Source organism: Pseudomonas sp. LBUM1670 (assembly GCF_059695695.1).
On record NZ_CP166783.1, the window covers coordinates 5,410,247 to 5,435,213 of the forward strand.

29 protein-coding genes are annotated in these 24,967 nt (G+C 61.0%); 19 read left to right on the forward strand and 10 right to left on the reverse strand.

Annotated features, from left to right (window positions below; translation table 11 throughout):
* The first annotated feature begins 39 nt into the window (after positions 1 to 39).
* The 5 genes from ACA073_RS24745 (at position 40) to ACA073_RS24765 (ending at position 3,934) form a co-directional block, all read left to right on the forward strand.
* Positions 40 to 612: a YqgE/AlgH family protein gene (locus ACA073_RS24745; protein WP_497400194.1), complete on the forward strand. Its 573-nt coding sequence runs from the start codon at positions 40 to 42 to the stop codon at positions 610 to 612.
* Positions 612 to 1,049 carry a Holliday junction resolvase RuvX gene (gene ruvX / locus ACA073_RS24750; RefSeq protein ID WP_003195067.1) on the forward strand — a complete coding sequence of 146 codons (438 nt, stop codon included), beginning with the start codon at positions 612 to 614 and terminating at the stop codon, positions 1,047 to 1,049. Before ACA073_RS24745 ends, ruvX begins: the two co-directional genes overlap by 1 nt.
* 81 nt (positions 1,050 to 1,130) lie before the next feature.
* Entirely contained in the window at positions 1,131 to 1,634 is a 504-nt protein-coding gene (gene pyrR / locus ACA073_RS24755) for a bifunctional pyr operon transcriptional regulator/uracil phosphoribosyltransferase PyrR (protein ID WP_008026190.1), read from the forward strand.
* 27 nt (positions 1,635 to 1,661) lie between these two features.
* Positions 1,662 to 2,666 (forward strand): aspartate carbamoyltransferase catalytic subunit, encoded by a 1,005-nt coding sequence (locus ACA073_RS24760; protein WP_123357320.1) that lies wholly within the window; start codon positions 1,662 to 1,664, stop codon positions 2,664 to 2,666.
* The gene (locus ACA073_RS24765; protein WP_497400196.1) at positions 2,663 to 3,934 is read left to right on the forward strand and encodes a dihydroorotase; all 1,272 of its coding nucleotides are present in this window, start codon (positions 2,663 to 2,665) and stop codon (positions 3,932 to 3,934) included. Before ACA073_RS24760 ends, ACA073_RS24765 begins: the two co-directional genes overlap by 4 nt.
* A 96-nt stretch (positions 3,935 to 4,030) precedes the next feature.
* Here ACA073_RS24765 and ACA073_RS24770 read toward each other — a convergent pair whose 3' ends face one another.
* Positions 4,031 to 4,462 (reverse strand): NINE protein, encoded by a 432-nt coding sequence (locus ACA073_RS24770; protein WP_497400198.1) that lies wholly within the window; start codon positions 4,460 to 4,462, stop codon positions 4,031 to 4,033.
* Positions 4,463 to 4,711: 249 nt separating this feature from the next.
* Here ACA073_RS24770 and ACA073_RS24775 point away from each other — a divergent pair, with 249 nt between their 5' ends.
* Positions 4,712 to 5,329 carry a C40 family peptidase gene (locus ACA073_RS24775; RefSeq protein WP_497400200.1) on the forward strand — a complete coding sequence of 206 codons (618 nt, stop codon included), beginning with the start codon at positions 4,712 to 4,714 and terminating at the stop codon, positions 5,327 to 5,329.
* A gap of 142 nt (positions 5,330 to 5,471) precedes the next feature.
* Here the strand turns inward: ACA073_RS24775 and ACA073_RS24780 are convergent, their stop codons facing one another.
* Positions 5,472 to 6,506 (reverse strand): type IV pilus twitching motility protein PilT, encoded by a 1,035-nt coding sequence (locus ACA073_RS24780; RefSeq protein WP_497400202.1) that lies wholly within the window; start codon positions 6,504 to 6,506, stop codon positions 5,472 to 5,474.
* 57 nt (positions 6,507 to 6,563) lie between these two features.
* Here ACA073_RS24780 and ACA073_RS24785 point away from each other — a divergent pair, with 57 nt between their 5' ends.
* The 9 genes from ACA073_RS24785 to ACA073_RS24825 all read left to right on the forward strand — a co-directional run bounded on the left by ACA073_RS24785 (position 6,564) and on the right by ACA073_RS24825 (position 13,271).
* Positions 6,564 to 7,250, forward strand: a complete 687-nt coding sequence (locus tag ACA073_RS24785; protein WP_497400203.1) for a YggS family pyridoxal phosphate-dependent enzyme — start codon at positions 6,564 to 6,566, stop codon at positions 7,248 to 7,250.
* Between the two features lie 35 nt (positions 7,251 to 7,285).
* Positions 7,286 to 8,104, forward strand: coding sequence for a pyrroline-5-carboxylate reductase (gene proC, locus ACA073_RS24790; protein WP_497400205.1), 819 nt, complete (start codon positions 7,286 to 7,288; stop codon positions 8,102 to 8,104).
* Between the two features lie 10 nt (positions 8,105 to 8,114).
* Positions 8,115 to 8,705: a YggT family protein gene (locus tag ACA073_RS24795; protein WP_497400207.1), complete on the forward strand. Its 591-nt coding sequence runs from the start codon at positions 8,115 to 8,117 to the stop codon at positions 8,703 to 8,705.
* A gap of 195 nt (positions 8,706 to 8,900) precedes the next feature.
* Positions 8,901 to 10,040 (forward strand): homoserine O-succinyltransferase MetX, encoded by a 1,140-nt coding sequence (gene metX, locus ACA073_RS24800; RefSeq protein WP_497400209.1) that lies wholly within the window; start codon positions 8,901 to 8,903, stop codon positions 10,038 to 10,040.
* 7 nt (positions 10,041 to 10,047) lie between these two features.
* The gene (gene metW, locus ACA073_RS24805) at positions 10,048 to 10,668 is read left to right on the forward strand and encodes a methionine biosynthesis protein MetW (protein ID WP_027926558.1); all 621 of its coding nucleotides are present in this window, start codon (positions 10,048 to 10,050) and stop codon (positions 10,666 to 10,668) included.
* A 26-nt stretch (positions 10,669 to 10,694) separates the two neighbouring features.
* Positions 10,695 to 11,129 (forward strand): DUF4426 domain-containing protein, encoded by a 435-nt coding sequence (locus ACA073_RS24810; RefSeq protein ID WP_497400211.1) that lies wholly within the window; start codon positions 10,695 to 10,697, stop codon positions 11,127 to 11,129.
* Positions 11,126 to 11,722 (forward strand): RdgB/HAM1 family non-canonical purine NTP pyrophosphatase, encoded by a 597-nt coding sequence (gene rdgB / locus ACA073_RS24815; protein WP_497400213.1) that lies wholly within the window; start codon positions 11,126 to 11,128, stop codon positions 11,720 to 11,722. Before ACA073_RS24810 ends, rdgB begins: the two co-directional genes overlap by 4 nt.
* Positions 11,719 to 12,924: a radical SAM family heme chaperone HemW gene (gene hemW, locus ACA073_RS24820; RefSeq protein ID WP_497400215.1), complete on the forward strand. Its 1,206-nt coding sequence runs from the start codon at positions 11,719 to 11,721 to the stop codon at positions 12,922 to 12,924. Before rdgB ends, hemW begins: the two co-directional genes overlap by 4 nt.
* Before the next feature lie 23 nt (positions 12,925 to 12,947).
* Positions 12,948 to 13,271, forward strand: a complete 324-nt coding sequence (locus ACA073_RS24825) for a DUF3392 domain-containing protein (RefSeq protein WP_497400217.1) — start codon at positions 12,948 to 12,950, stop codon at positions 13,269 to 13,271.
* A 133-nt stretch (positions 13,272 to 13,404) separates the two neighbouring features.
* On the opposite strand, the gene trmB is transcribed toward ACA073_RS24825, so the two are convergent.
* The 4 genes from trmB to ACA073_RS24845 form a co-directional block, all read right to left on the reverse strand.
* A complete protein-coding gene (gene trmB, locus ACA073_RS24830) occupies positions 13,405 to 14,130 on the reverse strand; it encodes a tRNA (guanosine(46)-N7)-methyltransferase TrmB (RefSeq protein WP_224538969.1) in 726 nt (241 codons plus the stop codon).
* Positions 14,131 to 14,139: 9 nt separating this feature from the next.
* Complete coding sequence (locus ACA073_RS24835) at positions 14,140 to 14,934, reverse strand: thiazole synthase (protein ID WP_497400219.1); 795 nt, start codon at positions 14,932 to 14,934, stop codon at positions 14,140 to 14,142.
* A gap of 60 nt (positions 14,935 to 14,994) precedes the next feature.
* The gene (thiS, locus tag ACA073_RS24840; protein ID WP_007897898.1) at positions 14,995 to 15,195 is read right to left on the reverse strand and encodes a sulfur carrier protein ThiS; all 201 of its coding nucleotides are present in this window, start codon (positions 15,193 to 15,195) and stop codon (positions 14,995 to 14,997) included.
* Between the two features lie 182 nt (positions 15,196 to 15,377).
* On the reverse strand, positions 15,378 to 15,749 hold the full coding sequence (locus tag ACA073_RS24845) for a DUF423 domain-containing protein (RefSeq protein WP_497400221.1): 372 nt from the start codon (positions 15,747 to 15,749) through the stop codon (positions 15,378 to 15,380).
* 74 nt (positions 15,750 to 15,823) lie between these two features.
* Between ACA073_RS24845 and mtgA the strand changes: the two genes are divergently transcribed.
* Positions 15,824 to 16,546, forward strand: coding sequence for a monofunctional biosynthetic peptidoglycan transglycosylase (gene mtgA, locus ACA073_RS24850; protein WP_497400223.1), 723 nt, complete (start codon positions 15,824 to 15,826; stop codon positions 16,544 to 16,546).
* 193 nt (positions 16,547 to 16,739) lie between these two features.
* Here mtgA and rpoH read toward each other — a convergent pair whose 3' ends face one another.
* The 4 genes from rpoH to ftsY all read right to left on the reverse strand — a co-directional run bounded on the left by rpoH (position 16,740) and on the right by ftsY (position 21,160).
* On the reverse strand, positions 16,740 to 17,594 hold the full coding sequence (gene rpoH, locus ACA073_RS24855) for an RNA polymerase sigma factor RpoH (protein WP_007897890.1): 855 nt from the start codon (positions 17,592 to 17,594) through the stop codon (positions 16,740 to 16,742).
* Positions 17,595 to 17,706: 112 nt separating this feature from the next.
* A complete protein-coding gene (ftsX, locus tag ACA073_RS24860; RefSeq protein ID WP_497400225.1) occupies positions 17,707 to 18,729 on the reverse strand; it encodes a permease-like cell division protein FtsX in 1,023 nt (340 codons plus the stop codon).
* Positions 18,726 to 19,397, reverse strand: coding sequence for a cell division ATP-binding protein FtsE (ftsE, locus tag ACA073_RS24865; RefSeq protein WP_010466809.1), 672 nt, complete (start codon positions 19,395 to 19,397; stop codon positions 18,726 to 18,728). The genes ftsX and ftsE overlap by 4 nt, the downstream gene beginning before the upstream one ends.
* Positions 19,394 to 21,160: a signal recognition particle-docking protein FtsY gene (gene ftsY / locus ACA073_RS24870; protein ID WP_497400226.1), complete on the reverse strand. Its 1,767-nt coding sequence runs from the start codon at positions 21,158 to 21,160 to the stop codon at positions 19,394 to 19,396. The genes ftsE and ftsY overlap by 4 nt, the downstream gene beginning before the upstream one ends.
* 343 nt (positions 21,161 to 21,503) lie before the next feature.
* On the opposite strand from ftsY, the gene ACA073_RS24875 reads away from it, so the two are divergent.
* Genes ACA073_RS24875 through rsmD form a run of 3 tightly spaced genes read left to right on the forward strand, consistent with a single transcriptional unit; the run spans position 21,504 to position 24,944 of the window.
* Positions 21,504 to 22,859 carry a M16 family metallopeptidase gene (locus tag ACA073_RS24875; protein ID WP_497400228.1) on the forward strand — a complete coding sequence of 452 codons (1,356 nt, stop codon included), beginning with the start codon at positions 21,504 to 21,506 and terminating at the stop codon, positions 22,857 to 22,859.
* Entirely contained in the window at positions 22,852 to 24,342 is a 1,491-nt protein-coding gene (locus tag ACA073_RS24880) for a M16 family metallopeptidase (protein ID WP_497400230.1), read from the forward strand. Before ACA073_RS24875 ends, ACA073_RS24880 begins: the two co-directional genes overlap by 8 nt.
* Positions 24,342 to 24,944, forward strand: coding sequence for a 16S rRNA (guanine(966)-N(2))-methyltransferase RsmD (rsmD, locus tag ACA073_RS24885; protein WP_497400232.1), 603 nt, complete (start codon positions 24,342 to 24,344; stop codon positions 24,942 to 24,944). Before ACA073_RS24880 ends, rsmD begins: the two co-directional genes overlap by 1 nt.
* Positions 24,945 to 24,967: the final 23 nt, after the last annotated feature.

A 24,967-nucleotide genomic window follows, 5' to 3' on the forward strand; every position in this document is an offset into this window, starting at 1 on the left:
AGCTTGTCAGTTCGCCCCTCCAACGCCACACTAGCGCTCATGAAGAACGTCAGCCCCAGCTACCTCAAGCATCACTTCCTGATCGCCATGCCTCACATGGCCGACCCGAACTTTGCGCACACCTTGACCTACATCATCGAGCACACGGCCAATGGTGCCATGGGGCTGGTGGTCAACCGTCCGCAAGACCTGAACCTGGCCGATATCCTCGAGCAACTGCGCCCCGATATCGAACCGCCGATCCTCTGCCAGCATGTGCCGATTTTCATCGGCGGCCCGGTGCAAACCGATCGTGGCTTTGTTTTACACCCGTCGGGCAAGACGTTTCAGGCGACCGTTGATCTGGAAGATAACCTGTCCCTGTCCACGTCCCAGGATGTGCTGTTTGCCATCGCCGATGGCGTCGGCCCCGCCAAGAGTGTGATCACCCTGGGTTATGCCGGCTGGGAAGCCGGGCAACTTGAGGCCGAGCTGGCGCAGAATGCCTGGCTCACCTGCCCGTTCGACGCCGACATCCTGTTCAACACCAGCAGCGAACTGCGTCTCGAAGCGGCGGCCAAACACCTCGGCGTCAACCTCAGCCTGCTCACCAGCCAGGCGGGGCACGCCTGATGGCTCTGCGCCTGATCCTGGGGTTTGACTACGGCACCAAACAGATCGGCGTGGCGGTCGGCCAGGTGATTACCGGCCAGGCCCGCGAGCTGTGCACCTTGAAGGCTCAAAACGGAGTTCCCGACTGGAATCAGGTCGAAGCCCTCATTAAAGAGTGGAAACCTGACGCTGTCGTCGTCGGCCTGCCGCTGAATATGGACGGCACGCCGAGCGACATGTGCCTGCGGGCCGAGAAGTTCGCCCGCCGCCTCAACGGCCGCTACAACCTGCCCTTCTATACCCACGATGAACGCCTGACCACCTTCGAAGCCAAGGGCGAGCGGCGTGATCGTGGCGGGCAGAAAGGCAGTTACCGCGACAACCCGGTCGACGCCATCGCCGCCGCCCTGCTGCTGCAAGGCTGGCTCGACGAAAACACCGCACTGTTCGAATCCTGAAGAGCCGTAACAAGCGACTCTCTATAGCGACAACCCGAGCCACTCCAGCACCACCCGGCTCGGGCCCAAGAAGGAGCAACCATGAGCCTGCCCAATCCCGCCGAACTGATCAGCCAGATGGCGATCCGTCTCAAGGCACATCTGGAACACCGTGGCATCAGCGAACCGCGTTACATCGGTATTCGTACCGGTGGCGTCTGGGTCGCCCAGGCGTTGCTCGAGGAACTGGGCAGCGATGCGCCGCTCGGCACGCTGGACGTGTCCTTCTACCGCGACGATTTCAGCCAGAACGGCCTGCACCCGCAAGTGCGCCCCTCGGCGCTGCCGTTCGAGATCGAAGGCCAGGACCTGGTGTTGATCGACGACGTGCTGATGAGCGGCCGCACCATCCGCGCCGCCATGAACGAACTCTTCGACTACGGCCGTCCGGCCAGCGTAACGCTGGTGTGCCTGCTGGACCTGGACGCCGGCGAACTGCCGATCCGCCCGAATGTGGTTGGCGCGACCCTGTCGCTGGCGGCCCATGAGCGCGTGAAGCTGTCCGGCCCGGAACTCAAGCTCGAACTGCAAGACCTCGCCCTTTAATTCGCCCTATTGAGAGTCCCCCTCGCGATGACGCCTCTAGAAACCAAGCGCCCGCTGCAGCTCAATGATCAGGGCCAGCTGCGCCACTTCCTCTCGCTCGACGGTTTGCGCCGCGAGCTGCTGACGGAAATCCTCGACACCGCTGACTCGTTCCTCGAAGTCGGCGCCCGGGCGGTGAAGAAAGTCCCGTTGCTGCGCGGCAAGACCGTGTGCAACGTGTTCTTCGAGAACTCCACCCGCACCCGCACCACCTTCGAACTGGCGGCCCAGCGGCTGTCGGCGGACGTGATTACTTTGAACGTGTCCACCTCGTCGGCGAGCAAGGGCGAAACCCTGCTCGACACCCTGCGCAATCTGGAAGCGATGGCCGCCGACATGTTCGTCGTGCGTCACGGTGATTCCGGCGCCGCGCACTTCATCGCCGAACACGTGTGCCCGCAAGTGGCGATCATCAACGGCGGCGACGGCCGTCACGCCCACCCGACCCAGGGCATGCTCGACATGCTGACGATCCGTCGGCACAAGGGCGGTTTCGAAAACCTTTCCGTGGCCATCGTCGGCGACATCCTGCACTCGCGGGTTGCGCGCTCGAACATGCTCGCGCTGAAAACCCTTGGCTGCCCGGACATTCGCGTGATCGCGCCGAAGACCCTGCTGCCGATCGGCATCGAGCAATACGGCGTGAAGGTCTACACCAACATGACCGAAGGCCTGAAAGACGTCGATGTGGTGATCATGCTGCGCCTGCAACGTGAACGCATGACCGGCGGCCTGCTGCCAAGCGAAGGCGAGTTCTACCGCCTGTTCGGCCTGACCACCGCGCGCCTGGCCGGCGCCAAACCGGATTGCATCGTCATGCACCCTGGGCCGATCAACCGTGGCGTGGAAATCGAGTCGGCGGTGGCCGACGGCCCGCACTCGGTGATCCTCAACCAAGTGACCTACGGCATCGCCATTCGTATGGCTGTGTTGTCCATGGCCATGAGCGGGCAAACTGCCCAGCGCCAATTCGAGCAGGAGAACGCCCAGTGAAGCTCAGCATTCTCGGCGCCCGCGTGATCGATCCAGCCAGCGGCCTGGATCAAGTGACTGACATCCACATCGAAGCCTGCAAAATCATCGCCCTTGGCGCCGCACCGGCCGGTTTCGTCGCCGTCGACACCATTGAAGCCCAAGGCCTGGTGGCCGCCCCTGGCCTGGTTGACCTGAACGTCGCCCTGCGCGAGCCGGGTTACAGCCGCAAAGGCTCGATCGTCAGCGAAACCCGCGCTGCCGCTGCCGGTGGCGTGACCAGCCTGTGCTGCCCGCCAAAAACCAAACCGGTGCTGGACACCTCGGCCGTGGCCGAACTGATCCTCGACCGCGCCCGCGAGGCCGGCAACACCAAGGTTTTCCCGATCGGCGCGCTGAGCAAAGGTCTGGACGGTGAGCAACTGGCAGAGCTCGTTGCCTTGCGCGATGCCGGTTGCGTGGCCTTCGGCAACGGTCTGGAAAACTTCCGCAACACCCGCACGCTGTGCCGTGCGCTGGAGTACGCGGCGACGTTCGACCTGACGGTGATTTTCAACTCCCAGGACCATGATTTGGCCGAAGGTGGTTTGGCCCATGAAGGCCCGACCGCCAGTTTCCTCGGTTTGCCGGGCATCCCGGAAACCGCTGAAACCGTGGCTCTGGCGCGGGATCTGCTGCTGGTCGAGCAAAGCGGTGTGCGCGCACACTTCAGCCAGCTGACCAGCGCGCGCGGCGTGGCCCTGATTGCTCAGGCTCAGGCCCGTGGATTGCCGGTGACGGCTGATGTCGCGTTGTATCAGCTGATCCTGACCGATGAAGCGCTGATCGATTTCAGCAGCCTTTATCACGTGCAGCCACCGCTGCGCACCCGCGCCGACCGCGACGGCCTGCGTGAGGCGGTGAAGTCGGGTGTGGTGTCGGCCATCTCCAGCCATCACCAGCCACACGAACGGGACGCCAAACTCGCACCGTTCGGTGCGACTGAGCCGGGGATCAGCAGTGTCGAACTGCTGCTGCCGTTGGCGATGACGTTGGTCGAAGATGGTTTGCTGGATCTGCCGACGTTGCTGGCCCGTTTGAGTGCCGGACCTGCTGAAGCCTTGCGCTTGCCGGCGGGGAAACTGGCAGTGGGTGGGGCGGCGGATATCGTGCTGTTCGACCCGGCGGCTTCGACTGTGGCCGGTGAGACGTGGCTGTCCAAGGGTGAGAATTGCCCGTTCATTGGGCATAGCCTGCCGGGTGTGGTGCGTTACACCCTGGTGGATGGGCGGATCAGCCACCAGGCGTAACACTGTGGCGAGGGAGCTTGCTCCCGCTGGGCTGCGCAGCAGACCTGTTTTGGGGTCGCTTCGCGACCCAGCGGGAGCAAGCTCCCTCGCCACAACTTACTGAAAGGTGCCTCTGTTCTGGGCATTACGCACCGAAACCTGGTCATTCAGCGTCCAGAAGTCATACAAAACCCCCAGAAAGAACAACCCACCCGTCACCAGGTACAGCAAGCCGCTGATCCACTTCCCCTGATACATCCGGTGTACGCCGAACACCCCGAGAAACGTCAGCAGAATCCACGCAACGTTGTATTCGATAGCCCCGGCGGTAAAACGCAGGTCCGCTTCACGGTCCATGGCCGGGATCAGAAACAGGTCGATCAGCCAGCCGATGCCCAACAAACCGAAGGTGAAAAACCAGATCGTCCCGGTCACCGGTTTGCCGTAATAAAAGCGGTGAGCCCCGGTAAAACCGAAAATCCACAGCAGGTAACCGATCACTTTGCTGTGGGTATCTTGATGTGGAACGGGGTGTTGATAGGTGTTCATGAAGGACCTCGAATCACACGATAGATAAATATTCTTGAATTCTTTGTGACTTTTTTACAGGTGGCCGACGTATGGCAAATGCTACCTTGTGTCCCGTCAAACCCTTGTAGCAACTGACTTCTGTCAGACAATCGCGTCCATTTAACGCTTATTTGGTTCCGTTGCCCTCCGTTTGAATCGACCAACGGCCTCGGAAGGGACAAAAAAGCTGTTATAAAGTTTCGCGCTAACCTATATGAGCCTTGCCTAATGCGTCCATTTTTCAAGACATGGCTAACCATTTGCCTTTTGATGCCACTGGCCGCCCACGCCACCAATCGTGAGCAACGTCTTCCTAACGTTAATGGTTACACCCCGAAATCCCATGTTTCTGCTCCCTCGAGCAAAAACAAGCAAATCAAGCAATCGACTTCGCTGAGCAAAGCCAACAGCAAGCTTGTCCCGCCGATGGCGACCAAGGAAAGCAGCAACGTGCTGAGCCGCGCCGTCAACGTCCTCGGTACACCTTACCGTTGGGGCGGCAGCAGCCCAAGTAAAGGGTTTGATTGCAGTGGCCTGGTGAAATACGCGTTCAACGACGCCACGTTCGACCTGCCGCGCACCTCGAATGCCATGGCCAGCGGTCATGGCGAGAAAGTCGATCGCAAGGATCTGAAGCCCGGCGACCTGATTTTCTTCAACATCAAGAGCCGCCGGGTCAATCACGTCGCCATCTACCTGGGCAACGACCGCTTCATCCACGCCCCACGCCGTGGCAAGTCGGTGACCATCGACACCTTGAAGAAACCGTACTGGGAAAGCCACTACGTGGTTGCCAAGCGGGTTATGCCGAAAGAGAAGAACACCTTGCAGGTCGTTCAGCGCTGATCCGACACGACCCTCCAGAAGGCGGGCACTTGTGGCGAGGGAGCTTGCTCCCGCTGGAGTGCGCAGCGCTCCCGATTTTTTAGGGCCGCTTCGCAGCCCAGCGGGAGCAAGCTCCCTCGCCACAGTCCAGCATTTCCAACCCTCAGAAGTTATCCGGCGACCGCGCCTTCTCCCGCGCATGCTCGCGGGTGATCAAGCCTTTGGTCACCAAATCCTTCAAGCACATATCCAGCGTCTGCATCCCCAGACTCCCGCCGGTCTGAATCGACGAGTACATCTGCGCGACCTTGTCTTCGCGGATCAGGTTACGGATCGCCGATGTCCCCAACATGATCTCGTGCGCTGCAATGCGCCCACCGCCGATCTTCTTCACCAGCGTCTGCGACACTACCGCCAGCAATGATTCGGACAGCATCGAACGCACCATCGACTTCTCATCCCCCGGAAACACATCCACCACCCGGTCGATGGTTTTCGCCGCCGACGTGGTGTGCAGCGTGCCGAACACCAGGTGACCGGTCTCGGCAGCGGTCAGCGCCAGACGAATGGTCTCCAGATCCCGCAACTCCCCCACCAGAATCACATCCGGGTCCTCCCGCAGGGCCGAGCGCAGGGCCGTGGCGAAGCTGCGGGTATCGCGATGGACTTCGCGCTGATTAATCAGGCATTTGCGTGATTCGTGGACGAACTCGATCGGGTCTTCGATGGTAAGAATGTGGTGATGGCGATTGCTGTTCAGGTGATCGATCATCGCCGCCAGGGTGGTGGACTTGCCGGAACCGGTCGGGCCGGTCACCAGCACCAGGCCTCGGGGCGACTCGGTAATCTTGCGAAACACTTCCCCCATGCCCAGGTCGTCCATGCTCAGGACCTTGGACGGAATGGTCCGGAATACGGCGCCTGCACCACGATTCTGGTTGAAGGCGTTAACCCGAAAACGCGCCACGCCGGGTACTTCGAAGGAAAAGTCGGTTTCAAGATGCTTCTCGAAGTCCACCCGCTGGAGGTCGTTCATGATGTCGTAGATCAGCTCATGCACCTCCTTGTGGTCCAGAGCCGGCAGGTTGATGCGCCGCACATCGCCATCGACGCGAATCATCGGTGGCAGGCCTGCCGACAGGTGCAGGTCGGACGCTCCTTGTTTGGCGCTGAACGCCAAGAGTTCAGTGATATCCATAGCACTCCTCAATTCCAGTAGAATGCCGCCAACCTCAGACCCGCTGGCGCCTCTTGAATGTCCACGATAGCAGACAACTTTGCACTGGTTAGTTCACGCATCCGGGCTGCCGCCCTTGCCGTCCACCGTGACGAACACAGCGTCCAGCTATTGGCCGTGAGCAAAACCAAGCCCGCCGACGCCGTGCGTGAGGCCCACGCCGCCGGCCTGCGCGACTTTGGCGAGAATTACTTGCAGGAAGCCCTGGGCAAACAGCTCGAATTGGCCGACCTGCCCTTGATCTGGCACTTCATCGGCCCCATTCAATCGAACAAGACTCGCGCTATCGCCGAGCACTTCGCTTGGGTGCATTCCGTGGATCGTTTGAAAATCGCACAACGCCTGTCCGAACAACGTCCTGCCGATCTGCCGCCACTGAACATCTGCATCCAGGTCAATGTCAGCGGGGAAGCCAGCAAATCCGGCTGCACCCCGGCCGATTTGCCCGCCCTGGCCCACGCCATCAACGAACTGCCGCGCCTCAAGCTGCGCGGGCTGATGGCGATTCCCGAGCCGACTGAAGATCGCGCCGCCCAGGACGCTGCTTTTGCTGCCGTGCAAAGCCTGCAAGCCAGCCTGAACCTGCCGCTCGACACACTTTCCATGGGCATGAGCCATGACCTTGAGTCGGCCATCGCCATGGGCGCCACCTGGGTCCGCATCGGTACGGCCCTGTTTGGTGCCCGCGACTACGGTCAGCCATGAACAATGGCTGACAACACTCTTTATAAGGACCTGACATGAGCAAGACTCGTATTGCCTTTATCGGTGCCGGCAACATGGCCGCCAGCCTGATCGGCGGCCTGCGCGCCAATGGTCTGGACGCCGCGCAGATCCGCGCCAGCGATCCGGGCGTTGAAACCCGCGCCAAAGTGAACGCTGAACACGGCATCGAAGTATTCGCCGACAACGCTGAGGCCATTCAAGGCGCGGACGTCGTCGTGCTGGCGGTCAAACCCCAGGCGATGAAAGCCGTGTGCGAAGCGATTCGCCCAAGCTTGAAGCCAAATCAACTGGTGGTGTCCATCGCTGCCGGCATCACCTGCGCCAGCATGAACAACTGGCTCGGCGCCCAACCGATCGTGCGCTGCATGCCCAACACCCCGGCGCTGCTGCGTCAGGGCGTGAGCGGTTTGTTCGCCACCGCCGAGGTGACCGCAGAGCAACGCCAACAGGCTGAAGAACTGCTGTCGGCCGTCGGCATCGCCCTATGGTTGAACGAAGAACAGCAACTGGACGCGGTCACCGCCGTTTCCGGCTCGGGCCCTGCGTACTTCTTCCTGCTGATCGAAGCCATGACCGCCGCGGGCGTGAAGCTCGGCCTGCCGGCAGACATTGCTGCCCAGCTGACCCTGCAAACCGCATTGGGCGCCGCGCACATGGCGGTTTCCAGCGATGTCGACGCCGCTGAACTGCGTCGCCGCGTGACCTCGCCTGCGGGCACCACAGAAGCTGCAATCAAATCGTTCCAGGCTGGTGGCTTCGAAGCCCTGGTAGAAAAAGCACTTGGCGCCGCTGCGCACCGCTCGGCCGAGATGGCCGAACAACTGGGTCAATAAGGAGCCTTACATGATTGGATTGAACACTGCAGCGGTCTACGTGCTGCAAACCCTCGGCAGCCTGTACCTGCTGATCGTGCTGCTGCGCTTCGTTCTGCAACTGGTGCGCGCGAACTTCTACAACCCGTTGTGCCAGTTCGCTGTCAAGGCCACTCAGCCGCTGCTCAAGCCGCTGCGCCGGGTCATCCCGAGCATGTTCGGCCTGGACATGTCCTCGCTGGTGCTGGCGATTCTCGTGCAACTGGCGCTGATGGCCCTCACCCTGCTGCTGACCTACGGCACCACCGGCAACCCGCTGCAATTGCTGATCTGGTCGCTGATTGGCGTGACCGCGCTGTTCATGAAGATTTTCTTCTTTGCCCTGATCATCAGCGTGATCCTGTCCTGGGTCGCACCGGGCAGCCATAACCCTGGCGCCGAGCTGGTGAACCAGATCTGCGAGCCGGCCCTGGCGCCGTTCCGCAAGATCGTGCCGAACCTCGGCGGCCTGGATATCTCGCCGATCCTCGCGTTCATGGCGCTGAAGCTGATCGACATGCTGGTGATCAACAACCTCGCCGCGATGACGATGATGCCGGAAATCCTGCGCCTGCTGATCTGATCGGCAGGCTCACCGTGTCATCGTTTTTCGCGAGCAAGCCCGCTCCCACATTTTGAAATGCATCCCCCTGTGGGAGCGGGCTTGCTCGCGAATGCCGCACCTCGGTCTGACTGAATGAAATCAGGCCCGGCCTTTGCTTGCCGCTAACCCCACCGGTCTTTAGACTTACGCCTCATTTCAACGAGAGCAGGGTCGATGCCAACTGCCTTTCCCCCCGATTCTGTTGGTCTGGTGACGCCGCAAGTGGCGCACTTCAGCGAACCCCTGGCTCTGGCCTGCGGCCGCTCGCTCCCGGCCTATGACCTGATTTACGAAACCTACGGCACGCTGAACGCCACGGCGAGCAACGCCGTGCTGATCTGCCACGCCTTGTCCGGTCACCACCACGCTGCCGGTTTCCACAGCCCCGACGACCGCAAGCCCGGTTGGTGGGACAGCTGCATCGGTCCCGGCAAGCCGATCGACACCAGCAAGTTCTTCGTGGTCAGCCTGAACAACCTCGGCGGTTGCAACGGCTCCACCGGCCCGAGCAGCGTCAACCCGGAGACCGGTAAACCGTTCGGCGCCGATTTCCCGGTGCTGACCGTGGAAGACTGGGTGCACAGCCAGGCACGTCTGGCCGACCGGATCGGCATCAGCCAATGGGCAGCGGTCATTGGCGGCAGCCTCGGCGGCATGCAGGCGATGCAGTGGAGCATCACCTACCCCGATCGCATTCGTCACTGCCTGGCCATCGCCTCGGCACCGAAACTGTCGGCACAGAACATCGCTTTCAACGAAGTGGCGCGTCAGGCGATCCTCACCGACCCCGAGTTCCACGGCGGTTCGTTCCAGGAAGCGGGCGTGATCCCCAAGCGCGGCTTGATGCTGGCGCGGATGGTCGGGCACATCACTTACCTGTCCGACGATTCCATGGGTGAGAAATTTGGCCGTGGCCTCAAGAGCGAAAAGCTCAATTACGACTTCCACAGCGTCGAGTTCCAGGTTGAAAGCTACCTGCGTTATCAGGGCGAAGAGTTCTCCGGTCGTTTCGACGCCAACACCTATCTGCTGATGACCAAGGCACTGGATTACTTCGACCCGGCGGCGAATTTCGACGATGACCTGGCGAAAACCTTCGCCGGCGCCTCGGCCAAGTTCTGCGTGATGTCCTTCACCACCGACTGGCGCTTCTCCCCTGCCCGCTCGCGGGAACTGGTGGACGCGCTGATGGCGGCCAAGAAAGACGTCTGCTACCTCGAGATCGACGCTCCGCAAGGCCACGACGCCTTCCTGATTCCGATCCCGCGCTATTTGCAGGCGTTCAGCAATTACATGAACCGCATTACGTTGTGAGAAAGCCATGAGAGCTGATCTGGAAATCATCCAGGAATGGATCCCCGCCGGCAGCCGCGTGCTCGACCTCGGTTGCGGTGACGGCGAGCTGCTGACGTGGCTGCGGGACAACAAGCAAGTCACCGGTTACGGCCTGGAAAACGACCCGGACAACATCGCCGAGTGTGTGGCCAAGGGCATCAACGTGATCGAGCAGGATCTGGACAAGGGCCTCGGCAACTTTGCCAGCAACAGTTTCGACATCGTGGTCATGACTCAGGCGCTGCAAGCCGTGCATTACCCGGACAAGATCCTCGACGAAATGCTGCGGGTCGGTCGCCAATGCATCATCACCTTCCCCAACTTCGGTCACTGGCGCTGCCGCTGGTACCTGGCGAGCAAGGGCCGGATGCCGGTGTCCGAGTTTCTGCCGTACACCTGGTACAACACGCCGAACATCCACTTCTGCACCTTCGAAGACTTTGAAGCACTTTGCCGCGAACGTGAAGCCAAGGTCATTGATCGGCTTGCCGTGGATCAACAGCATCGGCACGGGTGGGCCAGTAAGCTTTGGCCTAATCTGTTAGGTGAGATCGGTATCTACCGCGTCAGCAGCCCGGGGCTGCAAGACCACAAGGTCGCGGTCTGAACCACGATATTCCAAGGAGAACGATCATGGGTCGTCTAGCGCTGTTTTTACTCACTGCCTGCCTGAGCGTCACCGCCATGGCCGCCGATGCCATCAAAGGTGACCGTCAGGAAAAATTCGGCGATGTGACGGTGCATTACAACACCTTCAACTCCACGTTCCTGACACCCGACATCGCCAAAGCCGCGGAACTCACCCGCAGCAAGAATAAAGGCGTGATCAACATTTCGGTGCTCAAGGACGGCAAGCCGCAGATGGCTCAAGTGAGCGGCTCGGTCAAAGACCTGACCAGCCAGACCGTGCCACTGAAATTCAAACAGATCACCGAACAAGGCGCGATCTACTACATCGCCCAGTTCCCGGTCGATCAACAGGAAGTCCGCACCTTCGAGATCACGGTGCAGAACGGCGATAAAACCAACACCATCAATTTCAACCAAGAGCTTTTCCCCGGCGAATGATGAACTTCACGCAACTCGTACTGGCCAGCCACAACGCCGGCAAACTCAAGGAACTCCAGGCCATGCTCGGCGGCTCGGTGCAACTGCGCTCGATCGGCGAGTTCAGCAGCGTCGAGCCTGAAGAAACCGGCCTGTCATTCGTCGAGAACGCCATCCTCAAGGCCCGCAATGCCGCGCGCATTTCCGGCCTGCCGGCGCTGGCCGACGATTCCGGGCTAGCGGTTGATTTCCTCGGTGGTGCGCCGGGGATCTACTCGGCACGTTATGCCGATGGCCAGGGCGATGCGGCGAACAACGCCAAGCTGCTCGACGCCTTGAAAGACGTGCCGGAAGCCGAGCGCGGTGCGCAGTTCGTCTGCGTTCTGGCGCTGGTGCGTCACGCCGACGATCCATTGCCGATCCTCTGCGAAGGTCTTTGGCACGGGCGCATCCTGACCCAGGCCAGCGGTGAACACGGGTTTGGCTACGACCCGCTGTTCTGGGTGCCGTCGCGCGATTGCTCCAGCGCCGAGCTAAGCCCGAACGAAAAGAACCTCATCAGCCACCGCGCCCGTGCAATGGATCTGCTGCGCCAGCGTCTAGGCCTGATATGACCCATGAATCATCCGCGTCACCGCTGATCTTCGGCGGTGCCGCACAATCGCCTCGGGCCGCACTGCCAACGCTGCCGCCCCTGGCGCTGTACATCCACATCCCGTGGTGTGTGCGCAAATGCCCTTATTGCGACTTCAACTCCCACACGGCCAGCCCGGTGCTGCCGGAGCAGGAATACGTCGACGCCTTGCTGGCCGATCTCGATCAGGACCTGCACACGGTCTACGGTCGCGAGCTGAGCTCGATCTTCTTTGGTGGCGGCACGCCGAGCCTGTTCAGCGCCGAGGCCTTGGGCCGCTTGCTCAAAGGCGTTGAGCAGCGCATTCCGTTTGCCAGTGACATCGAAATCACCCTGGAAGCCAATCCGGGGACGTTCGAGCAAGAGAAGTTCGTCGCTTACCGCGCATTGGGCATCAATCGACTGTCGATCGGCATCCAGAGCTTTCAGGAAGAGAAACTCAAGGCGCTGGGGCGGATTCACAATGGCGATGAAGCGGTGCGAGCCGCCGGCATGGCGCGTCAGGCCGGGTTCGATAACTTCAACCTCGACTTGATGCATGGTTTGCCCGATCAGTCGCTGGACGATGCGTTGAGCGACCTGCGCCAGGCCATCGCCCTGAAACCGACCCACTTGTCCTGGTATCAGCTGACGCTGGAGCCGAACACGGTGTTCTGGAACCAGCCGCCGACGCTGCCGGAAGACGACACGCTGTGGGACATTCAGGAAGCCGGTCAGGCGCTGCTCGCCGAACACGGTTACGCGCAATACGAAGTCTCGGCCTATGCCCGGCCCGGTCGCCCGGCGCGGCATAACCTCAACTACTGGAGTTTTGGCGACTTCATCGGCATCGGCGCCGGCGCCCACGGCAAGCTCAGTCACCCGGACGGGCGCATCGTGCGCACCTGGAAGACACGCCTGCCGAAGGACTACCTCAACCCGGCGAAAAGCTTCAAGGCTGGCGAGAAGGCACTGACCAATGAAGAATTGCCGTTCGAATTCCTGATGAACGCTTTGCGCCTGACTGATGGCGTCGAATCGCGGCTGTACCCGGAGCGCACCGGGCTGAGCCTGGAAAGCCTCGCCGAAGGCCGCCTCGACGCCGAACAAAGCGGCCTGTTGCAGGTCGAACCGTCACGTCTGGCGGCCACCGAGCGCGGGCAACTGTTCCTCAATGACTTGCTGCAAAAATTTCTGAGCTGATTTTCAGCCTTAAGGGAAAACCAATGGATTTGATATTCGACCTGCTCGCCACCGCCTCCCGCTGGAGCCGCAGCAACCTGTCGGAAATCTCACTGGCACTGGTGGGCTGCCTGCTGGTGCTGTTCGGCGCGGACATCAAAGGCTGGGTCGACCAACGCCTGGGCAGCATCGCCGGCGCGTTGCGCGTCCCGCTGATGGCCCTGCTGTGCATGGTCGGCAGCGGCGTCGCGCTGATCTACGCCACACCGTGGATCGTTCGTGGTTTGAGCCAGTTCAACAACTACAGTTTGGCGCCGGTGTTGTTGGTGGTGTTGGTGTTGATTGGCGTCGTCGCCGACCGCCGTTAAATCTCGAAAACACCCCAAAACAAATGTGGGAGCGGGCTTGCTCGCGAAGGCGGTGTGTCAGGCAACATTAACGTCGACTGACACTCCCTCTTCGCGAGCAAGCCCGCTCCCACATTTTTGTATTGCGTAGGGTTTAGGACTGTTTCTCGAACTTCAGGTCCCAAACGCCATGCCCAAGACGTTCGCCACGGCGTTCGAACTTGGTGATCGGGCGCTCGGCCGGGCGCGGAACGCACTTGCCGTCTTCGGCCAGGTTGCGATAGCCCGGCGCAACGTTCATCACTTCCAGCATGTACTCGGCGTACGGTTCCCAGTCGGTGGCCATGTGCAGCACACCGCCGACCTTCAACTTGCTGCGCACCAGCTCAGCGAACGACGCCTGAACGATACGGCGCTTGTGATGACGGCTCTTGTGCCACGGGTCCGGGAAAAACAGCATCAGGCGATCGAGGCTGTTGTCGGCCACGCAACGGTTGAGCACTTCGATCGCGTCGCAATCGTAGACCCGCAGGTTGGTCAGGCCCTGAGTCAGCACGCCGTTAAGCAGCGCGCCAACACCCGGACGGTGAACTTCCACGCCAATGAAATCCTGTTCCGGCGAGGCCGCTGCCATTTCCAGCAGCGAATGGCCCATGCCGAAACCGATTTCCAGCGAGCGCGGTGCCGAGCGACCGAACACCTGGTCGTAATCCACCGGCGCATCGGCCAATGGCAGCACGAACAGCGGCGTGCCCTGGTCCAGGCCGCGTTGCTGACCTTCGGTCATGCGACCGGCGCGCATCACGAAACTCTTGATGCGGCGGTGTTGGCGCTCGTCGCCTTCTTCCGTCTGGATTGGCGTGTCGTTTGATTCAGTCATCAATGGCTCTTACTTGATCAGACCATCCAGCGGCGAAGAGGCGCTGGCATAGAGTTTTTTCGGCATGCGGCCGGCGAGGTAGGCCAGGCGGCCCGCAACGATGGCGTGTTTCATGGCTTCAGCCATCATGATCGGCCGCTGGGCATTGGCGATGGCCGAGTTCATCAGCACCGCTTCGCAACCCAGCTCCATGGCGATGGTGGCATCGGAAGCCGTACCAACCCCGGCATCCACCAGCACGGGAATCTTGGCTTCTTCGAGGATGATCTGCAGGTTGTACGGGTTGCAGATCCCCAGGCCCGTGCCGATCAGACCGGCCAGCGGCATGACCGCGATGCAGCCGATTTCCGCCAGTTGACGGGCAATGATCGGGTCATCGCTGGTGTAAACCATCACGTCGAAGCCTTCCTTGACCAGCACTTCGGCGGCCTTGAGGGTTTCGATGACGTTGGGGAACAGGGTTTTCTGGTCCGCCAGCACTTCCAGCTTCACCAGGTTGTGGCCATCGAGCAGCTCACGGGCCAGGCGGCAGGTGCGCACGGCTTCGATGGCGTCGTAGCAACCGGCGGTGTTCGGCAGGATGGTGTAGCGATCCGGCGGCAGGATATCGAGCAGGTTCGGTTCGCCCGGGTTCTGGCCGATGTTGGTCCGGCGCACGGCGACAGTGACGATCTCGGCGCCCGATGCTTCGATGGCCAGGCGGGTTTCTTCCATGTCGCGGTATTTGCCGGTGCCTACCAGCAAACGCGACTGGTAAGTACGACCGGCCAGGACGAAGGGCTTGTCGCTACGAACGATGCTCATGGGAAATCCTCTGTTGGGGTGAGGTTCTTGCAGAATTCTGTGCCCTTATGGGCCCGGCGACTAGCCGCCGCCGATGGCGTGAACCACTTCGACGGAATCGCCGTCGTTCAATGTGGTTTCCGCATGCTGACTGCGCGGGACGATATCCAGATTGAGTTCGACCGCCACCCGGCGTCCGGTCAGTTCCAGACGGGTCAGCAGGGCCGCAACGGTTTCACCGTCGGGCAGTTCAAGGGATTCGCCGTTCAACTGAATGCGCATGCCGAATGCCGCCATCATTTTTAGGGGCAGGCATTCTAGCCCGATCAGTCAGGCTGACCCAAGCCATTCGTCTTGAAACACAATCCCTGTAGGAGCGAGGCTTGCCCGCGAAAGCGTAGTGTCAGTCGATGATGATGGTGACTGACACTACGCCTTCGCGGGCAAGCCTCGCTCCTACAAGGTCAGTTCAGTCGCCAGGCAGCAAGGCCCAGGCAGAGCCAACCGACCAGGAATGCCAAGCCACCGAATGGCGTGATGATCCCGAGCTTGCTGACGCCGGTCAGGCTCAACACATACAGACTGCCGGAAAACAGCAGGATGCCGATGACAAACGAGGCGCCGGCCCAAGTGATCAGCCGACCCGGAATCTGTGTGGCCAGCAGCGCAACACCCAGCAATGCCAAGGTGTGAACCAATTGGTAGGTGACACCGGTGTGGAAGATCGCCAGGTATTCAGGCGTCAGCCGGTTTTTCAGGCCATGGGCGGCGAACGCGCCAAGGGCAACGCCGGTGAAACCGAAGAAAGCGGCCAGCATCAGAAAGCCACGCAGCATGAAGAACTCCAGTCAGACTCGATCAACAGGGTCTGTATAATGGCCCGCTCAACGGGTTCGGCCAAGCCATCTCTATGCTGCGTTTATTTTTGCGACGATTCACGAAGGCCCTGCTCTGGTTCGCGGGTGGCAGCGTATTGCTGGTGCTGATTTTTCGCGTGGTGCCGCCACCGGGCACGACGCTGATGGTCGAGCGCAAGGTCGAATCCTGGTTCGACGGTAAGCCGATTGACCTGCAACGCACCTGGAAACCCTGGGATGAAATCTCCGATGACCTGAAAGTCGCAGTGATTGCCGGCGAGGATCAGAAATTTCCGGAGCATTGGGGTTTTGACCTGGGTGCGATCCGCGCCGCACTGGCCCACAACGAGCTGGGTGGTTCGGTTCGCGGCGCCAGTACATTGAGCCAGCAAGTCTCGAAGAACCTGTTTTTGTGGTCGGGGCGCAGCTGGTTGCGCAAAGGGCTTGAAGCCTGGTTTACCGGGCTGATCGAGGTGCTTTGGCCCAAGCAGCGGATTCTTGAGGTTTACCTGAACAGCGTCGAGTGGGATGACGGGGTGTTTGGCGCGGAAGCGGCGGCCCGGCATCACTTTGGGGTAAGCGCTAAAGGCCTTAGTCGTCAGCAATCGAGCCTGCTTGCCGCCGTGTTGCCAAACCCGCGAGTGTGGAGTGCTAGCCATCCGACCAACTACGTTGCGCGACGAGCCGGGTGGATTCGGCAGCAGATGAGCCAATTGGGTGGCGACAGCTATCTGCTGGGGCTTAATGACTCACGCCGGGCGCCGTGGGCTCAATGAATTGAAGCGATCCCTGTAGGAGCGAGGCTTGCCCGCGAAGGCGATGTATCAGCCACCATCTTCATCGGCTGACACACCGCCTTCGCGGGCAAGCCTCGCTCCTACAGGGGGTCGATGTGATGCGGGAATAGCTCGCACACACAAAAACGCCCCGATCAATGATCGGGGCGTTTTTTTATTGCCTTCGCGCAGTTTAAGCGGCGATCGACAACTTGAGCTTGTTCATCGCACTCTTCTCGAGCTGACGAATACGCTCGGCCGACACGTTGTACTTCTGCGCCAGGTCGTGCAGCGTGGCTTTCTCTTCAGCCAACCAGCGCTGATAAAGGATGTCACGGCTGCGGTCGTCCAGCACTTCCAGCGCTTCGTGCAGGTTGTGATTGGAGTTGTCGCTCCAGTCGGCGTCTTCCAGTTGACGGGCCGGGTCGTACCGGTGGTCTTCCAGATAGTTGGCCGGCGACTGGAAAGCGCTGTCGTCGTCCGCTTCTGCGGCCGGGTCGAAGGCCATGTCATGGCCGGTCAGGCGACTTTCCATCTCGCGCACTTCCCGCGGCTCTACGCCGAGGCTTTCCGCCACACGGTGGACTTCCTCGTTGTTCAGCCACGCCAGACGCTTCTTCTGGCTGCGCAGGTTGAAGAACAGCTTGCGCTGGGCCTTGGTGGTCGCGACTTTCACGATGCGCCAGTTGCGCAGGATGAATTCGTGGATTTCCGCCTTGATCCAGTGCACAGCGAACGAAACCAGACGCACGCCCATTTCCGGGTTGAAGCGCTTCACGGCCTTCATCAGGCCGACGTTGCCTTCCTGGATCAGGTCAGCCTGAGCCAGACCGTAGCCGGAATAGCTACGGGCGATATGTACGACAAAACGCAGGTGGGCGAGCACCATCTGCCGAGCCGCCCCCAAATCCTGCTCATAATAGAGACTCTCGGCCAGTTCACGCTCCTGCTCCGGCGTCAGCAAAGGAATGCTGTTCACGGTGTGCACATAGGCCTCCAGGTTCGCACCCGGGACCAGAGCATATGCAGGTTGCAAAGAATTGGTCATACGAAAAAACCTCCCACTTACAAACTCGTGCAGTTCAGCACTGCGAAAATTGACCGGAAACCGAAAGACAAGTTCCCAAAAACGCTGAAAGGTCAATACGAGCAAAATGATACTACTTAGGCGCAAGCTCCCTCAGGTGGCGTGCGACTGCAATCCATGCACCGATATACCCCAACAGCACCGCGCCAAGCAAGAGCGACAGACCGTCGGCAACCGGCACTCCGGCCAGCGCAAAATCACTGCCGTACAAACCGGCCAGCCCGACTACTGCGTCGTTCAGCCAGTCCAGGCCGAACGCCAATACACCCCAGGAAAGCATCCCCGCACCGAAGCCATACAACGCGCCCATATACAGAAAGGGCCTGCGCACATAGCTGTCAGTGCCGCCGACGAGTTTAATCACTTCTATCTCTGTGCGGCGGTTTTCAATATGAAGACGAATGGTATTGCCTATCACCAAAAGTAATGCAGAAACCAGAAGCACGGTCAGACCGAAGACAAAACGGTCGCCCAGCTTGAGGATGGCTGCCAGACGCTCGACCCAGACTAGATCAAGTTGTGCCTGTTGTACCTTCGGCAGCTCGGAAAGTTTTTGTCGTAATGCTTCAAGCGCGGGCTTGTCGACTTCGTTCGGGGTCACCAGTACCACGCCTGGCAGCGGGTTTTCCGGCAGCTCCTTCAGCGCCTCGCCCAGACCGGACTGCTGCTGAAACTCTTCCAGCGCCTGATCGCGGCCGACATATTCAGCATCGGCCACGCCCGGAATGCCTTTGATCTGGTCGCGCAACGACTCGCCTTCAGTCGGGCTGGCCTCGAGTTGCAGGTACAGGGAAATCTGCGCCGCACGCTGCCAGGAACCGCCAAGACGCTCGACGTTACTTAGCAAAAGTGACAGGCCCATCGGCAAACTCAGGGCCACCGCCATCACCATGCAGGTGAAGAAACTGCCGATGGGCTGCTTGCCCAAGCGACGCAAACTGTCCAGCAGACTGGCGCGATGGCTTTCGACCCAGGCGCGAAACAGCGTGGCGAAGTCCGGACCGTCGTCATCGTCGTGCTTTTTCTTCTGCGGTTGCGGATCGGCGGCTTTCGGCGCCACGCGCTCGGAGACTTTAGGGCTGCGTGTCGCACTCATACGCCCGCCTCCCCGTCGCCGATCAGTCGGCCGCGTTGCAGGGTCAGCATGCGATGGCGCATGCGAGCGATCAGGGCCAGGTCGTGACTGGCGATCAGCACGCTGGTGCCCAGACGGTTGATGTCTTCGAAAACGCCCATGATCTCGGCGGCCAGACGCGGGTCGAGGTTACCGGTCGGCTCATCCGCCAGCAGCAAGGCCGGGCGGTGAACAATGGCGCGAGCGATGCCGACGCGCTGTTGCTGGCCGGTGGACAGGTCGCCGGGGTACAGATCGGTTTTATCCGACAGCGCCACGCGCTCAAGCGCAGAATCCACGCGCTTGACGATCTCGGCCTTCGACAGGCCAAGGATCTGCAACGGCAGCGCGACGTTGTTGAACACCGTGCGATCGAACAGCAACTGGTGATTCTGGAACACCACACCGATCTGCCGGCGCAGGTAAGGAATCTGCGCATTGCTGATGGTGGCCAGGTCCTGGCCGGCCAGCAGCAATTTGCCGGTGGTCGGACGCTCCATCGCCAGCAGCAGCCGCAACAAGGTGCTTTTACCGGCGCCAGAGTGGCCGGTGACAAACAAGAATTCGCCCCGACGGACTCGAAAGCTCAGCTCATGCAAGCCGACGTGACCGTTCGGGTAGCGTTTACCGACCTGTTCGAAACGAATCATGAACGCTCCCGCTCGGCAAACAATGCCTGGACAAAGGGTTCTGCCTCAAAAGTACGCAAGTCATCGATGCCTTCACCGACGCCGATGTAGCGAATCGGCAGGCCAAACTGCTTGGCCAGGGCGAAAATTACCCCGCCCTTGGCGGTGCCGTCGAGCTTGGTCAGCGCCAGACCGGTCAGTTCGACGGTCTGGTTGAATTGCTTGGCCTGGTTGATCGCGTTCTGACCGGTGCCGGCATCGAGCACCAACAGCACTTCATGCGGTGCGTCGGCGTCGAGTTTGCCGATCACCCGGCGAACCTTCTTCAACTCTTCCATCAGATTGTCTTTGGTGTGCAGACGACCGGCGGTGTCAGCGATCAACACGTCAATGCCGCGCGCCTTGGCGGCCTGCACGGCGTCGAAGATCACCGAAGCCGAGTCGGCGCCGGTGTGCTGGGCGATCACCGGAATCTTGTTGCGCTCGCCCCAGACCTGCAATTGCTCGACCGCCGCGGCACGGAAGGTGTCTCCCGCCGCGAGCATGACTTTCTTGCCTTCGAGTTGCAGTTTCTTCGCCAGTTTACCGATGGTGGTGGTCTTGCCGGCGCCATTGACGCCGACGACCAGAATCACGAACGGCTTGTTCTGCGAGGTGATTTTGAGCGGCTGCTCGACGGGTTTGAGCATTGCAGCCAGTTCAGCCTGCAAGGACTTGTACAGCGCGTCGGCGTCGGCCAGTTCCTTGCGGGCGACCTTTTGGGTCAGGCGCTGGACGATCACCGAAGTCGCTTCGACACCGACGTCGGCCGTCAGCAAACGGGTTTCGATGTCTTCAAGCAGCTCGTCATCAATGATTTTCTTGCCGAGAAACAGGCTGGCCATGCCTTCGCCGATGCTGGCGCTGGTCTTGGACAGGCCTTGCTTGAGGCGGGCGAAGAAACCGGCTTTGGATTCTTCAGTGCGCGCCGGTTCTGCGGGAGTTTCGACCGGCGCGACCGGCGCGGTGGCAACGGGAGCGACGACCGGCACGACCGGCGCGGCAGCAACAGGAGCGACGACCGGCACGACCGGCGCGGCAGCAACAGGAGCGACGACCGGCACGACCGGCGCGGCAGCAACAGGAGCGACGACCGGCACGACCGGCGCGGCAGCAACAGGAGCGACGACCGGCACGACCGGCGCGGCAGCAACAGGAGCGACGACCGGCACGACCGGCGCGGCAGCAACAGGAGCGACGACCGGCACGACCGGCGCGGCAGCAACAGGAGCGACGACCGGCGCAGGCTCTGGCGCATGAACAACCGGAGCAACCGGAGCAACCGGAGCAACCGGAGCAACGAATACAGGAATCACAGGTTCGGGAACAACCGGCGCAGGCTCGGCCATAACAACCGGCTCAACCACCGGAGCCGGAATCGGCTCAGGCGCAAACGCAGTCGGCGCCGGAATCGGCGGTGTAACGTGCGGCACCAGCTCGTCTTCGACCAGCGCCACCGGCTCTTCCGCCACCGGCAAGGTCAGCCACGGCTCAACGGCTGGCGTCAGTGGCTGTTCAACCACGACTTCGGGTTCAGCCTCAACCACGGGTTGCAGCACCGGTTCGGCAATCGGCAAGACAATCGGCGCCAGCGCTTCTTCTATTACAGGCGCCGGGGTTGGCTCAGGAAGTGGCTGTGGCTGTTCGACGACGGTTTCCTGCGGCTTTTTGCGCAGCCATCCGAACAGGCTTTTCTTCTCGCCAGCCGCAGCTGGGGCTTTCTTGTCGTCGTTGGAACCAAACATGGAGGACGGCTATCTCACAGTAGCGACGCGCCAAGGGCGCCCCGGCAAATAAATATTCGATGCAGAACAGACTGCGATTGACCCAGCTTGTTCACGCGCAACATTTTCTGGAGGTGCAAACGGCACCTTACAAAAACGATTTCACGAAGGACTGAAGCGGCAAAATCGGCGAAAAAGCAGAGTTTAGTTGATAAACCACAGCCTTCTGCCGCAAACCCATTCAACCTGATCAGACGCAAAGGCCTGATAGGCGTGGCCGCCAGTAAAACGGATCAGTATCCTAGCACCCTCTCGCCCGCCGACGCTAAGACCAAGCGGGCAGCTCAACAGGTTTAAAAAACGAATGAATGCTCTAGCCCGCCGCGCTGCAGGCCTGCTGCTCAGCACAGTTTGTCTGCCACTTTCAGCCCTCGCTGCCGACCCGCAACCCACCCATGAATTCACCCTCGACAACGGCCTGAAGGTCGTCGTGCGCGAAGACCATCGTGCGCCGGTGGTGGTTTCCCAGGTCTGGTACAAGGTCGGCTCCAGCTACGAGACGCCGGGACAGACCGGCTTGTCCCACGCCCTGGAACACATGATGTTCAAGGGTAGCGAGAAAGTCGGCCCCGGCGAAGCCTCGCTGATCCTGCGCGACCTCGGCGCCGAAGAGAACGCCTTCACCAGCGACGACTTCACCGCTTACTACCAAGTGCTGGCCCGCGACCGTCTGGGCGTGGCCTTCGAACTGGAAGCAGACCGCATGGCCAGCCTGCGCCTGCCGGCCGACGAGTTCGCCCGCGAGATCGAAGTCATTAAGGAAGAACGTCGTCTGCGCACTGACGACAAGCCGATGTCCAAGGCCTACGAGCGCTACAAGGCCATGGCCTACCCGGCCAGCGGTTACCACACGCCGACCATCGGCTGGATGGCTGACCTGGACCGCATGAAAGTCGAAGAACTGCGCCACTGGTACCAATCCTGGTACGTACCGAACAACGCCACGCTGGTGGTCGTCGGCGACGTAACACCGGACGAGGTCAAAACCCTGGCCCAGCGCTACTTCGGCCCGATCGCCAAGCGTGACGTGCCGCCGGCGAAAATCCCGATGGAACTGGCCGAACCCGGCGAGCGCCAGATCACGCTGCACGTTCAGACGCAATTGCCGAGCCTGATGCTGGGCTTCAACGTACCGAGCATCGCCACCGCCGAAGACAAGCGGTCGGTCCACGCTTTGCGCCTGATCTCGGCCCTGCTCGACGGCGGCTACAGCGGACGCATCCCGACACAACTGGAACGCGGTGAAGAACTGGTGTCCGGCGGCTCGTCGAGCTACGACGCCTACACCCGTGGCGACAGCCTGTTCACCCTGTCGGCAACGCCGAACACCCAGAAAAACAAAACCATGGCCCAGGCCGAAGCCGGTCTGTGGAAGCTGCTCGATCAGCTAAAAACCACTGCCCCGTCGACCGAAGAACTTGAACGCGTCCGCGCACAAGTCATCGCCGGTCTGGTTTACGAGCGTGACTCGATCACCAGCCAGGCGACCGCCATCGGCCAACTGGAAACCGTCGGCCTGTCGTGGAAACTGATGGACACCGAACTGGCCGAACTGGAAAGCGTAACGCCGGAAGACATCCAGAAAGCCGCCAAGCTGTATTTCACCCGCGAACGTCTCAGCGTCGCCCATGTCCTGCCACTGGAGACGACTCATGAGTGAGTGTAAAAAATCCCGTTGGGCCTTGATTGGCCTGATTGCTGTCGCATTGATCGGATCCGCGGCCTTCTATTTCCTGAAGACCGGCGAGTCCAACGCCAGCGAAGCCCTCGACAAGGCCAAATCCAGCCAGAAGCTGCAATCGCTGGCCGAGCTCGACGGCAAGGCACCGAGTCGCCGCTCGCTCAACGTGCAGACCTGGAACACCGTCGAAGGCGCCAAGGTGCTGTTCGTCGAAGCCCGCGAGTTGCCGATGTTCGACATGCGCCTGATTTTCGCCGCCGGCAGCAGCCAGGACGGTGATGCGCCAGGTTTGGCGGTACTGACCAACGCGATGCTCAATGAAGGTGTGGCCGGCAAAGATGTCGGCGCCATCGCTCAGGGTTTCGAAGGCCTGGGCGCCGACTTCGGCAACGGTGCGTTCAAGGACATGGCGCTGGCGTCGCTGCGCAGCCTCAGTGCCGCCGACAAACGCGAGCCCGCGCTGAAACTGTTCTCTGAAGTCGTCGGCAAACCGACCTTCCCCGCCGATTCGTTTGCGCGCATCAAGAACCAGATGCTTGCCGGCTTCGAATACCAGAAACAGAACCCCGGCAAACTGGCCAGCATCGAGCTGATGAATCGCTTGTACGGCGATCACCCGTACGCGCATTCCAGCGACGGCACGGCGAAAACCGTTCCAGCGATTACCGTGGCTCAACTGAAGGCTTTCCATGAGAAAGCCTACGCCGCCAGCAACGTGGTGATTGCGCTGGTGGGCGATCTTTCTCGTGCCGAGGCCGAGGCGATTGCTACGCAAGTTTCCAGCGCGCTGCCAAAAGGCCCTGCGCTGGCGAAACTGCCGCAACCGGTCGAGCCGAAAGCCAGCATCGGCCACATCGAGTTTCCGTCCAAGCAGACCAACCTGATGCTGGCGCAACTGGGCATCGACCGCGACGACCCGGATTACGCCGCCCTGTCCATGGGCAACCAGATCCTCGGCGGCGGTGGCTTCGGCACCCGTTTGATGAGCGAAGTGCGCGAGAAGCGGGGCCTGACGTATGGCGTGTATTCGGGCTTTACCCCGATGCAGGCGCGCGGCCCGTTCATGATCAATCTGCAAACCCGCGCCGAGATGAGCGAAGGCACGCTGAAACTGGTGCAAGATGTGCTCGCCGACTACCTTAAAACCGGGCCGACCGAGAAAGAACTCGACGACGCCAAGCGAGAATTGGCCGGCAGCTTCCCCCTGTCCACCGCCAGCAACGCCGACATCGTCGGTCAGCTCGGCGCGATGGGTTTCTACAACTTGCCGTTGAGTTACCTGGAGGACTTCATGCAGCAGTCCCAGAGCCTGACGGTCGAGCAAGTCAAAACCGCACTGAACAAACACTTGAGCGCGGACAAAATGGTCATCGTCAGCGCTGGCCCGACCGTGCCGCAAAAGCCGTTACCGGCCCCTACTGATAAACCTGCCGAGCAACCGCTCGGGGTTCCGGAGCATTAATGGCCACTTCCCGTCCAAAAAAACCTGTTCACAACGTGCATAACGGCGTGAACCAACTGCGCATCATCGGCGGCGAATGGCGCAGCCGTAAACTGAGCTTCCCTGACGCGCCGGGCTTGCGCCCGACCCCGGACCGGGTGCGTGAAACCCTGTTCAACTGGCTCGCGCCGTATGTGGCCGGGGCCAAGGTGCTCGACCCGTTCGCCGGCAGCGGCGCGCTGTTTCTCGAAGCCTTGTCCCGTGGCGCGGCCATGGGTCAGGCGCTGGATGCGAGCAACATCGCGGTGTCCAGCCTGAAAGAACATCTGGGCACGCTGCGTTGCACCACCGGCCAGGTTCAGACCGCCGACGCCTTACGCTATCTGGAAACCCAGCCAGCGGTCGCCTACGACCTGGTCTTCCTCGACCCGCCGTTCAACCAGAACCTGTTGCCCGCCGTGTGCACCCTGCTGGAAGAGCGCCAATGGCTGGCGGACGACGCCTGGGTCTACACCGAAAGCGAAAACGCACCGTCAACGCTCGGTTTGCCGGCGAACTGGCGCCTGCACCGCGAGCAGAAATCCGGGCGGGTTTACTACGCGCTGTGGCAGCGCAGCCTGTAACTCCGCCGGGACACGATCTGTCC

Coding starts and splice junctions, on each gene's coding strand:
- ACA073_RS24745 (WP_497400194.1), top strand. CDS start 40: ATGAAGAACGTCAGCCCCAGCTACCTCAAGCATCACTTCCTGATCGCC.
- ruvX (WP_003195067.1), top strand. CDS start 612: ATGGCTCTGCGCCTGATCCTGGGGTTTGACTACGGCACCAAACAGATC.
- pyrR (WP_008026190.1), top strand. CDS start 1,131: ATGAGCCTGCCCAATCCCGCCGAACTGATCAGCCAGATGGCGATCCGT.
- ACA073_RS24760 (WP_123357320.1), top strand. CDS start 1,662: ATGACGCCTCTAGAAACCAAGCGCCCGCTGCAGCTCAATGATCAGGGC.
- ACA073_RS24770 (WP_497400198.1), bottom strand. CDS start 4,462: ATGAACACCTATCAACACCCCGTTCCACATCAAGATACCCACAGCAAA.
- ACA073_RS24775 (WP_497400200.1), top strand. CDS start 4,712: ATGCGTCCATTTTTCAAGACATGGCTAACCATTTGCCTTTTGATGCCA.
- ACA073_RS24780 (WP_497400202.1), bottom strand. CDS start 6,506: ATGGATATCACTGAACTCTTGGCGTTCAGCGCCAAACAAGGAGCGTCC.
- ACA073_RS24785 (WP_497400203.1), top strand. CDS start 6,564: ATGTCCACGATAGCAGACAACTTTGCACTGGTTAGTTCACGCATCCGG.
- proC (WP_497400205.1), top strand. CDS start 7,286: ATGAGCAAGACTCGTATTGCCTTTATCGGTGCCGGCAACATGGCCGCC.
- ACA073_RS24795 (WP_497400207.1), top strand. CDS start 8,115: ATGATTGGATTGAACACTGCAGCGGTCTACGTGCTGCAAACCCTCGGC.
- metX (WP_497400209.1), top strand. CDS start 8,901: ATGCCAACTGCCTTTCCCCCCGATTCTGTTGGTCTGGTGACGCCGCAA.
- metW (WP_027926558.1), top strand. CDS start 10,048: ATGAGAGCTGATCTGGAAATCATCCAGGAATGGATCCCCGCCGGCAGC.
- ACA073_RS24810 (WP_497400211.1), top strand. CDS start 10,695: ATGGGTCGTCTAGCGCTGTTTTTACTCACTGCCTGCCTGAGCGTCACC.
- rdgB (WP_497400213.1), top strand. CDS start 11,126: ATGATGAACTTCACGCAACTCGTACTGGCCAGCCACAACGCCGGCAAA.
- hemW (WP_497400215.1), top strand. CDS start 11,719: ATGACCCATGAATCATCCGCGTCACCGCTGATCTTCGGCGGTGCCGCA.
- ACA073_RS24825 (WP_497400217.1), top strand. CDS start 12,948: ATGGATTTGATATTCGACCTGCTCGCCACCGCCTCCCGCTGGAGCCGC.
- trmB (WP_224538969.1), bottom strand. CDS start 14,130: ATGACTGAATCAAACGACACGCCAATCCAGACGGAAGAAGGCGACGAG.
- ACA073_RS24835 (WP_497400219.1), bottom strand. CDS start 14,934: ATGAGCATCGTTCGTAGCGACAAGCCCTTCGTCCTGGCCGGTCGTACT.
- thiS (WP_007897898.1), bottom strand. CDS start 15,195: ATGCGCATTCAGTTGAACGGCGAATCCCTTGAACTGCCCGACGGTGAA.
- ACA073_RS24845 (WP_497400221.1), bottom strand. CDS start 15,749: ATGCTGCGTGGCTTTCTGATGCTGGCCGCTTTCTTCGGTTTCACCGGC.
- mtgA (WP_497400223.1), top strand. CDS start 15,824: ATGCTGCGTTTATTTTTGCGACGATTCACGAAGGCCCTGCTCTGGTTC.
- rpoH (WP_007897890.1), bottom strand. CDS start 17,594: ATGACCAATTCTTTGCAACCTGCATATGCTCTGGTCCCGGGTGCGAAC.
- ftsX (WP_497400225.1), bottom strand. CDS start 18,729: ATGAGTGCGACACGCAGCCCTAAAGTCTCCGAGCGCGTGGCGCCGAAA.
- ftsE (WP_010466809.1), bottom strand. CDS start 19,397: ATGATTCGTTTCGAACAGGTCGGTAAACGCTACCCGAACGGTCACGTC.
- ftsY (WP_497400226.1), bottom strand. CDS start 21,160: ATGTTTGGTTCCAACGACGACAAGAAAGCCCCAGCTGCGGCTGGCGAG.
- ACA073_RS24875 (WP_497400228.1), top strand. CDS start 21,504: ATGAATGCTCTAGCCCGCCGCGCTGCAGGCCTGCTGCTCAGCACAGTT.
- ACA073_RS24880 (WP_497400230.1), top strand. CDS start 22,852: ATGAGTGAGTGTAAAAAATCCCGTTGGGCCTTGATTGGCCTGATTGCT.
- rsmD (WP_497400232.1), top strand. CDS start 24,342: ATGGCCACTTCCCGTCCAAAAAAACCTGTTCACAACGTGCATAACGGC.